Raw genomic sequence first — 15443 nt, forward strand, 5'->3', positions numbered from 1 at the left:
CACTTACCACCTTTACCTTTGTTTGAAGTGGGTGTATCTTTTCCGATATTAGATGAAATAATTACTTTTTACCAATATCATTATATGTATAAATCATTGGTTATTCTTATTATAAATAAAAAATTGAAAATAATATAGTTCAAAGGGCCTGTGATTCCACAAGCCCTTTTTTACTAAGATTATTTTGCAAAAACATGGTTTCCAATTTTCACAGTTACTTGTTTTGATAAAATCCATTTGCTCGTGCTTGTTTTTGGATTATAAAAATATAATGAACCTGGACCTTGTCCACGGAAAGCTAATGCTTCTTGAACGGCTTTTTTTGATGCAGCATCTGCCGGTTTATTTATCGCTCCATTTTGAACAGGTGTAAAAGCATAATGACCTTGATCTACTTGGTAAATTACCTCTCGTACACTGTTTGGAAAGCTAGAACTATCAACACGGTTCAACACAACTGTTGCGACTGCCACTTTCCCTGCATACGGCTCGCCTTTAGCCTCAGCGGAAACGAGGCGAGCAAGTAATTCTTTATCACTATTGGATATCGTAGAAGGCATTTTCAACCTTTGCCCAGGATAAATGATGTCTGATTTTAATTGATTTATAGATTGGATGCTGTGAACAGGAACTCCATTAGTTTGTCCAATTTTGTATAGTGAATCGCCACTTTTCACTGTATAAACTGATGCAGCCTCTGTTTTTAGTGAACCAAAACAAATCATCATAGACAATGATAATATTGTAACAAAACCTTTTATTATTTTATTCTTCAAAACTTTCAGCACCTCCAGTTTTTTTGCTCCTATTTAGCCTAACAAGGATATTAAGCTAAATCATTAGTAGAGGGCTGGAAAAAATCCCAAATTATGTCATAGGAATCATGAGTGTGAAGCTTTACCGTAACTGTTTTAAGTTATTTTAACTTCTAGGTTCATCCATATAAGTATAAATAATGTCACCCCCGTGTTTGGCTATACCGCGAAAATGTTTAAAATCTGTTCTTTTTACTAATGTTGGTTGAAAGGATATAAAGTCCTCTCTTTTAATATATAACTCTTGAATTTCTCCAGATGCTAATTGATCAAGTAGTGAATTTGCAGTTTTTTCATCCATCGTTAACGCCCCTTTTATTCTATAAATATTGAAGATCTTTAGTCTACTATATAAATTAAATACCCTTTATACCGTAATATCAATATTTTTTCCTTCTAGTGAAATTTTCCTCTTTACATTTCTTCTTCTCTAGTGCAAACTAAGTATTAATTATATATACAAAAGGAGAGATGTACAATGCGTAAAGCTTCAATTGGAAATGTAATCGAATTCAAAGACGGAATGAAAGGAATTGTTGAAAAAGTGAATGAAAACTCCGTCATTGTGAATCTAACATATATGAAGAATTTTCGAGATATGGATTTAGATGAAAGAACCGTTGTTAATCATAAAAATTATACAATAATTGAAGATTAATTGTCATATTAAAATCTCTCTAATTCTTACTATTAGTACCCATCCCCCCACATGAACTCCTGTAGTAATATGTAAGCTATTTTTGTTCACGGAGATGTAAACGGTTACTTTCCGTTTTATCTCCCTCCCTCTGTACTCATCTACATATTTTTCAACTACTATATTCGTATATTCATTTTTGCCTCTTTCAGAATTTATGTTAAAATATACATATGTTTGAAAGGAGTACAGTAATAGATGAAAAAAACGTTCATTGAATGGAAATTTTTATTGGGACTTGTCATAGCCCATATATTAATTTTCTTCGCCTTCAATCAGACGAAAGTTTTTTGGTATATTTTAACAGGATCGATGTTGTTTTTAATCGCTTACTCTATTCTAAATGAAGATATGGAAGATCGATTGTCAGTTGGACGATATTTACTATACGGTATCCTCTCAGGTGCAATAGTTTATGGATTATTTTGGTTAGGCGATACGTTCATAAGATGGATACATCTATCTTATTTTGAAAGACAAGTAACTTCCTTATATAAGCTTTATTCACCATCAGCAATTTGGCATTTTATTGTGTTAGTTCTCATTTTAGTACCCGGAGAAGAGTTCTTCTGGAGAGGTTTTATTTTAAAGCGATTATTAGCTAATAATGCAATTTGGCCAAGTATTATCGTTTCTGCATTATTATATGCAATCGTTCAGTTATACTCCGGTTTTGTCGTCTTATTTTTTGCAGCTTTCATTGGAGGAATCATCTGGGGATATCTTTATGCATGGAAAAGAAGTTTACCGCTTGTCGTTATTTCTCATTTAACCTTTGATTTATTATTATTCGTATTCCTTCCACTTAGATAAAGAAAACTCAGGGTCTCAAGCCTTTAGGCAACCAAAGAGTCTAGAGTTCGCTTGATAAGAAAGAGAGTTTTTCGGTTTTGATGCAACGCTCGAAGCCTTTCTTGTGCGCTAATGCGTATAGAAAAGAAGAAATTGAAGATTTATACTTACCTATTAGCTAAAAAAATGAAAAAGGTGTCCTTCATCCAAAATAATATTGGTTAGAAGGGCACCTTTTTTCTACCGGACAAATAATAACAGTAGAAAAATAAGACTAATATAACCAAATAAAGGATATAAAACCGATAATAATGTTCCATAATCAATTTGACTAATAAAAAATGCAATTGAAAGAATACCGATTCCAATAAACAATGAATGAATTGAAAGTTTCTTTTTCACAAATCGTTCTAATCCATATATATTTCCAATCACTGATGTAAATATTTCACCATAAATAACAATAATAAATAGGAAGTGTAAATAATGAGCTAATTCATTCATCATAACTGCCATTGGAATTTGATAACTAGTAAGTAAAGGTAATTGAACAAGGGTTAAATGACTTGCGATTAATACAATTGTTAAAGCAAGTCCACCTAATACTCCCCCCATCTTTACCGTCCGTTCATCTCCAATCTCTACAGCAGCAGGAACAATCACAGCTGTTGTTAGTGAAATATTAAAGGCTGCATAAGCAAAGCTATTAATTACAGCTCTCCATTGAAATTCGGTTCCCTCAAGTACATTTTTCCCAAAATCAGGTAATTGAAAAGAAAGATAGGCNAGTGCAAACTAAGTATTAATTATATATACAAAAGGAGAGATGTACAATGCGTAAAGCTTCAATTGGAAATGTAATCGAATTCAAAGACGGAATGAAAGGAATTGTTGAAAAAGTGAATGAAAACTCCGTCATTGTGAATCTAACATATATGAAGAATTTTCGAGATATGGATTTAGATGAAAGAACCGTTGTTAATCATAAAAATTATACAATAATTGAAGATTAATTGTCATATTAAAATCTCTCTAATTCTTACTATTAGTACCCATCCCCCCACATGAACTCCTGTAGTAATATGTAAGCTATTTTTGTTCACGGAGATGTAAACGGTTACTTTCCGTTTTATCTCCCTCCCTCTGTACTCATCTACATATTTTTCAACTACTATATTCGTATATTCATTTTTGCCTCTTTCAGAATTTATGTTAAAATATACATATGTTTGAAAGGAGTACAGTAATAGATGAAAAAAACGTTCATTGAATGGAAATTTTTATTGGGACTTGTCATAGCCCATATATTAATTTTCTTCGCCTTCAATCAGACGAAAGTTTTTTGGTATATTTTAACAGGATCGATGTTGTTTTTAATCGCTTACTCTATTCTAAATGAAGATATGGAAGATCGATTGTCAGTTGGACGATATTTACTATACGGTATCCTCTCAGGTGCAATAGTTTATGGATTATTTTGGTTAGGCGATACGTTCATAAGATGGATACATCTATCTTATTTTGAAAGACAAGTAACTTCCTTATATAAGCTTTATTCACCATCAGCAATTTGGCATTTTATTGTGTTAGTTCTCATTTTAGTACCCGGAGAAGAGTTCTTCTGGAGAGGTTTTATTTTAAAGCGATTATTAGCTAATAATGCAATTTGGCCAAGTATTATCGTTTCTGCATTATTATATGCAATCGTTCAGTTATACTCCGGTTTTGTCGTCTTATTTTTTGCAGCTTTCATTGGAGGAATCATCTGGGGATATCTTTATGCATGGAAAAGAAGTTTACCGCTTGTCGTTATTTCTCATTTAACCTTTGATTTATTATTATTCGTATTCCTTCCACTTAGATAAAGAAAACTCAGGGTCTCAAGCCTTTAGGCAACCAAAGAGTCTAGAGTTCGCTTGATAAGAAAGAGAGTTTTTCGGTTTTGATGCAACGCTCGAAGCCTTTCTTGTGCGCTAATGCGTATAGAAAAGAAGAAATTGAAGATTTATACTTACCTATTAGCTAAAAAAATGAAAAAGGTGTCCTTCATCCAAAATAATATTGGTTAGAAGGGCACCTTTTTTCTACCGGACAAATAATAACAGTAGAAAAATAAGACTAATATAACCAAATAAAGGATATAAAACCGATAATAATGTTCCATAATCAATTTGACTAATAAAAAATGCAATTGAAAGAATACCGATTCCAATAAACAATGAATGAATTGAAAGTTTCTTTTTCACAAATCGTTCTAATCCATATATATTTCCAATCACTGATGTAAATATTTCACCATAAATAACAATAATAAATAGGAAGTGTAAATAATGAGCTAATTCATTCATCATAACTGCCATTGGAATTTGATAACTAGTAAGTAAAGGTAATTGAACAAGGGTTAAATGACTTGCGATTAATACAATTGTTAAAGCAAGTCCACCTAATACTCCCCCCATCTTTACCGTCCGTTCATCTCCAATCTCTACAGCAGCAGGAACAATCACAGCTGTTGTTAGTGAAATATTAAAGGCTGCATAAGCAAAGCTATTAATTACAGCTCTCCATTGAAATTCGGTTCCCTCAAGTACATTTTTCCCAAAATCAGGTAATTGAAAAGAAAGATAGGCTAGCAGTAAACTAAAGCAAATTAATATGGGAACGACAAGCGTATTTACGAAAACGAGCCCCCTTGTCCCAACAATAAGTACAATTAACGCCAAAAAAATAGTAATGAGAATACCAGTCACTTTAGGTAACTGTAAATGTTCTTGAAATACACTTCCAGCTCCACTTAGCATGACCGAGGTCACGCCAATTAACATGACACACATAATGACATTAATAATAGGGGTGGCGTAAGAACCAAAAATATGTACATTTAATTGATGAAAACTTTTTGCATGTAAGCGGATTGATAGTATCATAATTTTTACACCAAAGCCGATAAAACAGAGACCTGAAATGATAATTCCCATTAGCCCCATAAATCCGTATTGGGAAAAAAATTCAACAATTTCTTTTCCCGTTGCAAAACCAGCCCCAACAATTGTTCCAACATAGACAGAGGCTAATTGAAATGACTTTTTCCAATCCAATATACTCCCTCCTCCCTTCATCTTATGCAAGGGTGGACAAGGAAAGAACGGTGGAACCTTTTTCAAAATTTGTTAAAGATTTTTTGATCAAAATACTTGAAAGTCAAAGAAGGTCAAACTATAATAAAGTCAGAAGGTCAAAGATAGTCAAGGTCAAATAAAAAGACAATTGTTCAAACCTTATCACTTGAAGGAGGTTTTATATATGTTATGTCAAAAATGTCATAAAAACGAAGCCAACATTCATTTACAAATGTACATTAATGGACAACAAACCGAATATGCATTATGTCAAACCTGTTATAAAGAAGAACAAGAAAAATTTGGAAACTCATTGAAGAACTTTATGGGGAATACAAACCCACTTTATGAAATGTTTGGTGGTGCCTCTCCATTCGATAATATCTTCAATAATCAAAACGGAGTAAAAACACAAACAGTCCAAAGTTCTGGAGGTCGTGGAGGCTTTCTAGATCAATATGGTAAAAACTTAACAATAGAAGCACAAAATGGAAAAATTGATCCAGTAATTGGTCGAGATGATGAAATAAAGAAAGTCATTGAAATATTGAACCGTCGGAATAAAAATAATCCTGTGTTGATTGGTGAGCCTGGGGTTGGTAAGACTGCTGTTGTCGAAGGATTAGCTCTTAAAATCTCGACAGGTGATGTTCCAATGAAATTAAAAGGAAAACAAGTTTATTTGTTAGATGTAGCTTCACTTGTGGCAAACACGGGTATTCGCGGTCAATTTGAAGAAAGAATGAAACAATTAATCGCTGAATTGCAACAACGGACAGATGTTATCCTCTTCATTGATGAGATTCATTTAATTGTTGGGGCTGGTTCTGCGGAAGGTTCAATGGACGCCGGGAACATTTTAAAACCAGCACTTGCTCGTGGTGAATTTCAATTAATTGGCGCGACAACATTGAAAGAATATCGCCAAATAGAAAAAGACGCTGCCCTTGAACGAAGATTCCAACCTGTTCAAGTTCATGAACCAACAGTCGACGAAGCTACAACAATTTTGATGGGTCTAAGAGCGAAATATGAAGAGTATCATCAAGTAAAATTTACAGATGAAGCAGTTCGCGCTTGTGTAACACTTTCACACCGATACATTCAAGACCGTTACTTACCTGATAAAGCAATTGATTTGTTAGATGAAGCTGGTTCTAAAATGAATCTAGCATCAAAAACACTAACTCCAGCATATATTGAAAAACGATTAAGTCAAATTGCTGAAGAAAAAAGAAAAGCTCTACAAGCTGAAAACTATGAACTCGCTGCAAAACTTCGCGATGAAGAACAAACATTGGAAAAAGAACGCGGAGTAGTAAAAGAAGCAACGACACCAATCGTAAATGTTGATTTAATTCAACAAATTGTAGAAGAGAAGACTGGCATTCCCGTTGGCAAAATCCAAGCAGATGAACAACTAAGGTTAAAAAACATCGCGGACACCTTAAATTCGAAAGTTATCGGGCAAAACGAAGCTGTACAACAAGTTGCAAAAGCAATTCGTCGAAGTCGTGCCGGTTTAAAAGCAAAAAACCGTCCAATTGGCTCCTTCTTATTCGTAGGTCCAACTGGTGTCGGAAAAACAGAGCTTGCAAAAACACTTGCTGAAGAGTTATTTGGTACACGAGATGCAATGATTCGACTCGACATGAGTGAGTACATGGAAAAACATAGTGTTTCAAAATTAATTGGTTCACCCCCAGGATATGTAGGTCATGAAGAAGCTGGGCAATTAACAGAAAAAGTACGTAGAAATCCGTATAGCTTAATTTTATTGGATGAAGTCGAAAAAGCTCACCCTGATGTTTTACACATGTTCTTACAAATTTTAGATGATGGCCGTTTAACTGACAGTCAAGGAAGAACCGTCAGCTTTAAAGACACCGTTATTATCATGACAAGTAATGCAGGACAACATATAAAAGATATTCGTGTCGGTTTCGGTGCATCAGATGAAGCTGATGAATCATCAGTACTCGACCAATTACGAAATTACTTTAAACCAGAGTTTCTTAATCGTTTTGACAGCATCGTTCAATTTAAATCACTAGAAAAAGAACATTTAATGCATATTGTTGATCTAATGCTGAAAGAAGTAAATGATCAATTACGTGACGAAAATAAAACAATTCATGTAGACTCTGCTGTTAAGGAAAAACTAGTTGACTTAGGCTATAATCCAGCGTTCGGTGCCAGACCTTTACGTCGAACAATTCAAGAACAGTTAGAAGATAAAATCGCCGACTATGTATTAGACCATCCAGATGTAGAAAAACTACAAGCAAGATTGGTAAACGGCGAAATTCATGTAATTGAAGCAGAGTAATATGATTCTAATCTAATAATCGGGTGAAGCATAGGGTATCGGAAAGTTGTCGACATAACTTCTCGATACCCTTTTTTATGGTAAGAATGGTGAGGCAACATATATATAATTACGTTTCACTAGATTTATGTTGCAGATTAACTGCTTTACTATTTTAAATTATTATAGTATCTATTATGAGTAATTGCTAATCAAGGCGGGATCATGTTTAAGAAAGCATTATGAATTCATTAACAATTATATAACATGGACTTTTTAATTTTAATGGGGGGCGGGAGTATTTACCCGCCTTTTTGCTGCTATCATCGCATTCTTCCTATTTTTTTCCTTGAGAACCCTCATCTAGGAAATTTCTGCTTGTTTGCGTGTTCGTTTTGTCCTTGAGCGGTCCATCCCCCTTAATTTGGGCACCTACTTTGCCCCCAAGATCACTCGCCCGTTAATCCAACTGAAAAAATTGAAAGAGACATGATTTCTTATTAAAAAAGGCTATTTTATCAAAATTGTATGTTTGCGAAATCCCATGTTCTATCAGACACCAAATTCTTAAAGCATTAGTTATTGAAAAAAAAAACATCCTATTACAGGATGATTTCGAAAAGTAAACAATTCATTTTAAAATTTTTAAGATACAGATACAGTTGCAATGCTTGCTGCTTCATTATACATGAAACTATAGAAGGCTGGACACTCCCTTATTTTAGGCTTTCGAAAAAAACGTTGATATTTATTTAAAAGGTTATCTAGTTCTTGGCTTGATTTTAATGTCTTTTCACTCGTAAAGCCATATTCCTGTGCTATCTGGATCATTTGCTCACGTTTCTGTTTGATTAGTTCTTCCATCTCAAGTTTGTTCATTTCTGTATTCACTTTTTAATCCTCCCACTTTATCCTCTCATCCAGTAAAAATAAACTCCTTAGTCATTTAACCAAAATTACTACATAATGTAAAGGGAATCGTCAAAAGTAGACAAAATATTCACGTTTTGTCAAAAAGTCGCCATAATTTCAATGGCTGGAACATAAACGAAACGTTAGTCAAAGTACGAATAGCTATTTTTTATTCATCATCATTTACTGGTGTTTTTATTGGTAACAATATATGGAAGGTACTGCCTTTTCCAATTTCACTTTCAACTTCAATTTTTCCTCCATGTTGCTTTATGATTTTATAACTTACCATTAATCCAAGACCCGTTCCCCGCTCTTTTGTTGTATAAAAAGGTTCTCCAAGTCGTTTTAATTTTTCTTCTGGTATGCCCTCGCCTTGGTCTGTAATTGTTACTCGAATATTGTCATTATCAACAGTCATTGAAATTAAAATCTTACTTCCCTTTCCAGAAACTTCAATAGCATTTTTAACTATATTAATAAAGACTTGTTTAATTTGATTTGGTTCACAATAAAATAGAATATGTTCCTTTTTTAATTCAGTAATAATTTCAATATTATCCATAATGGCCTGGGCGTGCAGTAAATCGATGGTTTCCTTCATGATCTTCACAATATTGGCATTTATATACTGTACCGCTTGTGGCTTAGCAAGTACGAGAAATTCATTTACAATTGATTCGATTCTTTCTAATTCAGCCATAATAATATTAAAATACATCGAATAGCCCGTAATTTCTCCGTGTAACAACTGAATAAAACCTTTTAATGAAGTAAGAGGATTACGAATTTCATGAGCAATTCCAGCAGCCAACTCCCCAAGTACATTGAGCATCTCCGTTTTACGAAGCTGTTCTTCCATTTTCAATTTTTCTGTCACATTACGAAAGAGCGTTAAGTTTGTATCTGTTATAATATTTTTTTTTGAGTCCACTTCAACAATTTTCTTTCGTCCGTCAGGGTAAATAACTTCAAAAGTTGTGGCTTCAGTTTCATTCAGTAGCTCTTTTATACTCTGTAAAAGTGAGTATTCCTCATCATTATAATGAATCTTAAATTTATGCAGTTGATGCGTGTAATTTGTATCATTTGTTATTGAAAAAAGCGTTTTTGCCGCTTGGTTTAATTCAATAATGTTTATCGGTTCACCCTCATCTTGTTCATTCATTTTCCACAACATCATTCCTTCTAATGAACCATCAAATATTTTGCGAAATTTACGCTCACTATCGATTAATTTTTGTTCCATTTCCCTTTTTTCAGTAATATCACGTAATATCGACATATATAACCCATTATATACTTCTGAACTTGTGGACATTTCAAAAGTCTTAATTTGATTATTTCCTTTAAATCTTACCTCTCCAAAAAATCTCCCATTACTTTTAAGAATCTCCCAATAAGTTAAGTGTTCCTCGATATTTTCCTCAGGGATTAATGAGGACAAATGCATACCAACAATTTGTTCTTTAGTCATTTGCAATAATTTACAAAACGCCGGATTTGCATGGACGATTGTACCATGTTTGTCGAAAGTTATTAAACCGTCAATAACTTGATTAAAAATATTTGAAAATAATTGTAAGTGCTCTAACTTACTTTCCATTTCACGATCCTTATAAGAGGACTCTTGACCCGGTATAAACAAACTACTCCCCCCCTAATCAATAGGAAAATTCGACAAACATAGGCGAAACTCCTCTATTATTACCATTTTTACTGGAAATTTTCGATAATTAAGTTCTCCTTACAGGTAGAATAATTTTTCATTAAAAGTAATATACTCCCTATTTATCACATCTGATAAAGAATATATAATATATTATTGATAAATTCTTATAGGAGAAAAATAAATGGAGAGGAACTAACTTTTCTTGTTTTTTCCATATAGACAACTCGGGCGCCCGAGCCCACAGGCAACCAAGAGCCGTAGTTTTAGCTTAAGCGTATAGGAAAGCAGAATTGGAAAATTTATACTTTCCGACTGGCTAAACAAAGCTCTACTTAAATAGGAGGCTTTTTCAATGGAAAAACAACGTGATTTTTACTTTGATAATGGAAAATTCCTATTAATTTTTTTCGTTGTCTTTGGTCACTTAATTCGCTCATTTATTGCAGAACATGAATTACTATACGCTATTTACAAAACCATTTATTCTTTTCATATGCCCGCCTTTATTTTAGTATCTGGACATTTTGCAAAGGGCTATTATGAAAAAGGTTATCTTTTAAAATTAATGAAGAAATTACTTATTCCTTACTTCATTTTCCAAATCATTTATTCAGTCTATTATTACTTTTTACTCGATGAATCCCAGTTTTCAGTTAATATTTTTGACCCAGAATGGTCCTTATGGTTTTTAATAAGCTTGTTTTGTTGGCACCTATTATTGCCGTTATTTACAAAACTACATCCAGTCACTAGTTTTATTTTTTCAATTATAATCGGTGTTTTAATTGGTTACATTGACTCGATTGATACGTACTTAAGTTTATCGAGGACATTCGTATTTTTCCCATTTTTTCTCTTAGGTTACTTTTTGCAACGCGAACACTTTCAACATTTAAAAGCGAAAAAAACCATGATGTCCTCAACCATTATCATCTTAACAATTTTTATTTATTTTTATAGCTTTCCTACGATGGACTTTGAATGGTTATTTGGATCAAATCCTTATAGTCAATTAGATAACAATTTTATGTTTTCATGGCTCCAAAGATTATTTATCTATGGGATTAGTTTTATCATGGTATTCAGTTTTTGGGCACTCGTACCAAAGCAGAAATTTTTCTTTACAAAAATTGGTAAATACACATTATATATTTACTTATTACATGGTTTTGTCGTGAAATACTTTAGAGGCTCACGTTTTGAAACATGGATTGCTGAAAATCATTCATTATGGATTTTAGCGGTTCTCGCCCTTTGTTTAACTCTTTTACTATCAAGTAAATGTATACGTACGATAGCACAACCAATGATTGAGTTAAAAACTGTGTATTGGCAAAGGTTATTCAAGCAATTTAACCAACGATTATTTTCCTAAATGAACGGAGATGATTAGGCAACTTAAACATAAAAGCTGCCTTTTCCATTCAAAAGAGCATGTGTAAGATGATTTTCCTATAAATTCAGGGCCTCTTCTAAGTTCTTCATTAATCACTAGAAAGAGCCTAGCGAATTTAGCTAGACTCTTATTTTCTTATTTTACCCGATGATAATCCGTTCTTTCGGATAGTGGAAGTTTTCTTTTTTCTCCTTACCACCTATCATAAAAATAAAAGTTAGGATTCCTACCCTACCAATAAACATGAGGAGCATAATAATGATTTTTCCAAAATTCGATAAATCAGCTGTAATACCTAATGACATTCCTGATGTGCCAAACGCTGAACAAACTTCAAAAACGAGTGACATTAAAGGAAGATCTTCGGTAACACAAAGAATCATCACACTGACAAAACAAACAATGACTCCAAAGATGGATACAACAAATGCTTTCATAATATCATCTTCATGTACTTCACGCTTAAATAATTTTATTGTTCGGTTACCTCTCGAAAAATTGTAAAGGAACAATAAACTTATGGCAAAGGTAGTTGTTCGAATTCCACCACCGACTGAACTTGGTGACGCTCCAATAAACATAAGCCCACTTAATAATAATAATGTCGCTTCAGATAACTGAGTTAAATCTAACGTCACTAAGCCACCACTTCTTGTTGAAACAGATTGGAAAAACGCATAAAAGAATGACTCATGCCAAGACTTACCAACAAAAAAGTGATTTATTTCAAATAAAATAAAAATAATTCCACCCGTAATGACTAAAATAAAGTATATGAGTGTAGTAATTTTTGTATAAAGTGTGAAATGAAACAGTTCCCCCTTTCTTTTAAAGAAATTTTTCACCTCAATTAAAACAGGAAAACCAATGGCCCCTAAAGTAATTAAAATCATATGGATAAATTGAATAAAATAATCGTTAGCATAAGGGATTAATGATGCACCAGTAATATCAAATCCTGCATTTGTTGTTGCGGTAACGGAAGCAAATAACCCATGTAGATAGGCATCTTGCCATGTTGAAAAATAATGTAAAAAATATGTACCTAGAATAAGTGCTCCAGCGAGTTCAATGAAAATAAAAACAACTAATAATTGCTTTAATAAATTAACAAGACCTGATAAATTCGTTTGATTTTGATCGGTCATAATTAAGCGCCTTTCTCGAAGACCGATTTTTCTTTTAAATACAATCCAAAAAAAAGTTCCCAATGCCATAATTCCTACACCACCGATTTGTAATACGAAAATGAGAATAAATAAACCGGTAGTAGTAAATGTTTCAGAAAAATTGACTGTTGTCAGTCCTGTCACACTCACGGCACTTACTGCTGTAAATACTGCGTCCATTAATGTCCAGTCAGCACCCTTTTTTATTGCAACAGGTAAGCATAAAAGTAGTGTGGAGATGGTTACGACAATAATATAATAACTAACAATTAGTTGTGCTGGCTTGAGCTTGTCGATAAATTTCTTGAGTTTTTCCCACATATATGAAATTCCTTTCAAAAATAAAAAATGAATCCTTCTCTTTCTATGTACTTCCTAATTATCAAAAAATATTTTATTAATCACTTTATTTTATCGGAGTTTGTAAATCTAGTCAAAACTTGCCATAAATGATTTCACCCGAACGAACCATACTAAAAACATACCAATATAAAAGGTGGTGAAAATGATGGCTCGTTCATCAAATAACTTGTTAGTTCCAGGTGTAGAACAATATCTTGATCAAGTGAAATATGAAATTGCTGAGGAATTTGGTGTACAATTAGGTGGTAATACTGTATCACGAGCAAATGGCTCAGTTGGTGGAGAAATAACAAAACGCCTTGTTCAACAAGCACAAGCACAATTTACAAATCAAAAAAGTGAATAAATTATGGATTGTTTAAGGAGGCTGGGACAAAACTCCAGTAAAATAAAAATTAAGGCGTTGGAGCTTACACTAAAAAGTGTAGACCCAACGCCTTTTTTGTCACAATTCTAGTAAACAAAAAGGGCACCTTTTGATAAAATTAAAGTGACGAAACAATAATTTTGGAGGTGCCCTTATGTTTAAACATTATAACATGAATCAAGTAGTTTTACCGCTAAATTTAGAAATTAAGTTGAAAGAAAACGATATTGCTTTTGCGATCAATGATCTTGTCGAGAGTATTCCCGAAGAAGCTTTCGAGGACTTCATACGACAAACCGGCCGTCCCGCGTATCATCCTCGTATGATGTTGAAAGTCATTTTGTGTGGATATACGCAATCCGTGTTTTCCGGCCGTAAAATAGAAGCTTTATTACAGGATAGTATCCGCATGATGTGGCTAGCTCAAGGACATGAACCTAGCTATCGCACCATCAATCGCTTCCGTTCTAATCCACTCATTGAAAACATCCTACGTGAATGCTTTGTCCAGTTCCGAAATCAGCTCGTGGAAAAGGAATTGATTGAAGAGGAAGCCATTTTTATTGATGGTACAAAAATTGAAGCAAACGCAAATAAGTTCACCTTTGTATGGCGGAAGTCCATTGAAAGATATAGTGATAAGCTAATTGAAAAGTCCAATCAACTGTATGATGAGCTGCTAGAGAAGGAGATCATCCCAGCAATAGAGCGAGAAAAGGAAGAGGAACTTTCCGTCAAAGAAATGGAAGAAGTAGTCGAAAAGTTAGACGAGAAAATCGAGGAATATAATAAAAAGATTGAAGTATCTGAAGTTGGGAGTGAACGGAAAAAGCTCCGTTCCGAACGCAAATTACCCATACAATCTCGGAAGCAATGGATGGATTACATTACTCGCAAACAAAAGTATCAAAACGATATGGAGATTTTCGGTGATCGCAATAGTTACTCAAAGACGGACCCAGATGCGACGTTTATGCGCATGAAGGACGACTACATGAAGAACGGTCAATTGAAAGCTGGTTACAATGTCCAAATTGCGACGGAAGGTCAATATGTGCTCGCTTACGATGTTTTCCCAAACCCGACCGATACACGCACTTTAATTCCTTTTCTCGACACGATTGAAGAAAACTTTTTCGAGCTTCCGGAATTCATTGTCGCGGATGCAGGATATGGTAGCGAACAGAATTATGAAGATATCATCGAGAATCGAAATCGAACGCCACTTATTACATACAATCAATATCGAAAGGAGAAGAAAAAGAAGCATAAGGACAACGCTTTTCATGTAGATAATTGGGAATATAATGAGGACGAAGATACTTTTCTGTGCCCAAATGGTCGGAAAGTACGATTTAGCCATCATTCCAAACGAACAGACAGGTACGGATTCACCCGTGAATTTAAAGTGTACGAGTGTGAGGACTGTTCGGATTGTCCACTCCGCGATTTATGCACGAAAGCAAAAGAAGGGAACAACCGAAAAGTCTACATGAATGAAAAGTGGGAGTCCCAAAAAGAATATGTACGTACGAAGCTTTCAGACGAGAAAACTGGTGAAATTTACGGAAAACGTAAAATTGATGTAGAACCAGCGTTCGGTTTTCTGAAGGCTAATTTAGGTTTCACTCGTTTTTCCGTCAGAGGAAAACAGAAAGTGAAAAATGAATTAGCCTTTGCGTTGATGGCGGTGAATATGAGAAAAGTCACCGCCATCAGCGGTAAAATAGTGACGAGAAATGGAAAAACCCCACAAAAAAGGTTCCAAGCAAATTTTTTATTGCCTGGAACCTTTTTATATACTACTTTTGGCTAGTTATGTCCCAGCCTCTT

The 15443-nt window shown here is 33.9% G+C and carries 15 protein-coding genes; 8 read left to right on the forward strand and 7 right to left on the reverse strand.

Translation table 11 applies throughout. The features are described 5' to 3' along the window. Window positions 1-179: 179 nt before the first annotated feature. Both BN2144_RS16745 and BN2144_RS16750 read right to left on the reverse strand, forming a co-directional pair. Window positions 180-728 (reverse strand): cell wall hydrolase, encoded by a 549-nt coding sequence (locus BN2144_RS16745; RefSeq protein WP_042338117.1) that lies wholly within the window; start codon window positions 726-728, stop codon window positions 180-182. A gap of 193 nt (window positions 729-921) precedes the next feature. Then, entirely contained in the window at window positions 922-1116 is a 195-nt protein-coding gene (locus tag BN2144_RS16750; RefSeq protein ID WP_033829372.1) for a hypothetical protein, read from the reverse strand. A gap of 177 nt (window positions 1117-1293) precedes the next feature. On the opposite strand from BN2144_RS16750, the gene BN2144_RS16755 reads away from it, so the two are divergent. Both BN2144_RS16755 and BN2144_RS16760 read left to right on the forward strand, forming a co-directional pair. Continuing rightward, window positions 1294-1473: a YkvS family protein gene (locus BN2144_RS16755; RefSeq protein WP_033829373.1), complete on the forward strand. Its 180-nt coding sequence runs from the start codon at window positions 1294-1296 to the stop codon at window positions 1471-1473. Window positions 1474-1710: 237 nt separating this feature from the next. After that, window positions 1711-2325, forward strand: coding sequence for a CPBP family intramembrane glutamic endopeptidase (locus tag BN2144_RS16760; RefSeq protein ID WP_033829374.1), 615 nt, complete (start codon window positions 1711-1713; stop codon window positions 2323-2325). A 219-nt stretch (window positions 2326-2544) separates the two neighbouring features. Here BN2144_RS16760 and BN2144_RS16765 read toward each other — a convergent pair whose 3' ends face one another. Further along, window positions 2545-2967: a hypothetical protein gene (locus tag BN2144_RS16765; RefSeq protein ID WP_139017908.1), complete on the reverse strand. Its 423-nt coding sequence runs from the start codon at window positions 2965-2967 to the stop codon at window positions 2545-2547. A 170-nt stretch (window positions 2968-3137) separates the two neighbouring features. On the opposite strand from BN2144_RS16765, the gene BN2144_RS16770 reads away from it, so the two are divergent. Both BN2144_RS16770 and BN2144_RS16775 read left to right on the forward strand, forming a co-directional pair. Continuing rightward, window positions 3138-3317 (forward strand): YkvS family protein, encoded by a 180-nt coding sequence (locus BN2144_RS16770; protein ID WP_033829373.1) that lies wholly within the window; start codon window positions 3138-3140, stop codon window positions 3315-3317. Window positions 3318-3554: 237 nt separating this feature from the next. Continuing rightward, window positions 3555-4169 carry a CPBP family intramembrane glutamic endopeptidase gene (locus BN2144_RS16775; RefSeq protein ID WP_033829374.1) on the forward strand — a complete coding sequence of 205 codons (615 nt, stop codon included), beginning with the start codon at window positions 3555-3557 and terminating at the stop codon, window positions 4167-4169. A gap of 219 nt (window positions 4170-4388) precedes the next feature. Here the strand turns inward: BN2144_RS16775 and BN2144_RS16780 are convergent, their stop codons facing one another. Continuing rightward, window positions 4389-5402, reverse strand: coding sequence for a YkvI family membrane protein (locus tag BN2144_RS16780; protein WP_326564379.1), 1014 nt, complete (start codon window positions 5400-5402; stop codon window positions 4389-4391). A gap of 205 nt (window positions 5403-5607) precedes the next feature. Here BN2144_RS16780 and BN2144_RS16785 point away from each other — a divergent pair, with 205 nt between their 5' ends. Then, window positions 5608-7752 carry an ATP-dependent Clp protease ATP-binding subunit gene (locus tag BN2144_RS16785; RefSeq protein ID WP_033829375.1) on the forward strand — a complete coding sequence of 715 codons (2145 nt, stop codon included), beginning with the start codon at window positions 5608-5610 and terminating at the stop codon, window positions 7750-7752. Between the two features lie 624 nt (window positions 7753-8376). Here the strand turns inward: BN2144_RS16785 and BN2144_RS16790 are convergent. Next, entirely contained in the window at window positions 8377-8622 is a 246-nt protein-coding gene (locus tag BN2144_RS16790) for an aspartyl-phosphate phosphatase Spo0E family protein (protein WP_033829376.1), read from the reverse strand. Window positions 8623-8812: 190 nt separating this feature from the next. After that, window positions 8813-10291: a PAS domain-containing sensor histidine kinase gene (locus BN2144_RS16795; RefSeq protein ID WP_050632351.1), complete on the reverse strand. Its 1479-nt coding sequence runs from the start codon at window positions 10289-10291 to the stop codon at window positions 8813-8815. A 376-nt stretch (window positions 10292-10667) separates the two neighbouring features. Between BN2144_RS16795 and BN2144_RS16800 the strand changes: the two genes are divergently transcribed. Next, the gene (locus BN2144_RS16800) at window positions 10668-11690 is read left to right on the forward strand and encodes an acyltransferase family protein (protein ID WP_033829377.1); all 1023 of its coding nucleotides are present in this window, start codon (window positions 10668-10670) and stop codon (window positions 11688-11690) included. A 161-nt stretch (window positions 11691-11851) separates the two neighbouring features. On the opposite strand, the gene BN2144_RS16805 is transcribed toward BN2144_RS16800, so the two are convergent. Then, window positions 11852-13201 carry a TrkH family potassium uptake protein gene (locus tag BN2144_RS16805; RefSeq protein WP_033829378.1) on the reverse strand — a complete coding sequence of 450 codons (1350 nt, stop codon included), beginning with the start codon at window positions 13199-13201 and terminating at the stop codon, window positions 11852-11854. Between the two features lie 187 nt (window positions 13202-13388). Between BN2144_RS16805 and BN2144_RS16810 the strand changes: the two genes are divergently transcribed. Further along, window positions 13389-13589 (forward strand): alpha/beta-type small acid-soluble spore protein, encoded by a 201-nt coding sequence (locus BN2144_RS16810; RefSeq protein WP_033829379.1) that lies wholly within the window; start codon window positions 13389-13391, stop codon window positions 13587-13589. Between the two features lie 175 nt (window positions 13590-13764). Then, window positions 13765-15426 carry an IS1182 family transposase gene (locus BN2144_RS16815; protein WP_230199721.1) on the forward strand — a complete coding sequence of 554 codons (1662 nt, stop codon included), beginning with the start codon at window positions 13765-13767 and terminating at the stop codon, window positions 15424-15426. Window positions 15427-15443 lie beyond the last annotated feature (17 nt).

Source organism: Bacillus andreraoultii (genome assembly GCF_001244735.1).
Lineage (GTDB): Bacteria > Bacillota > Bacilli > Bacillales > Caldibacillaceae > Caldifermentibacillus > Caldifermentibacillus andreraoultii.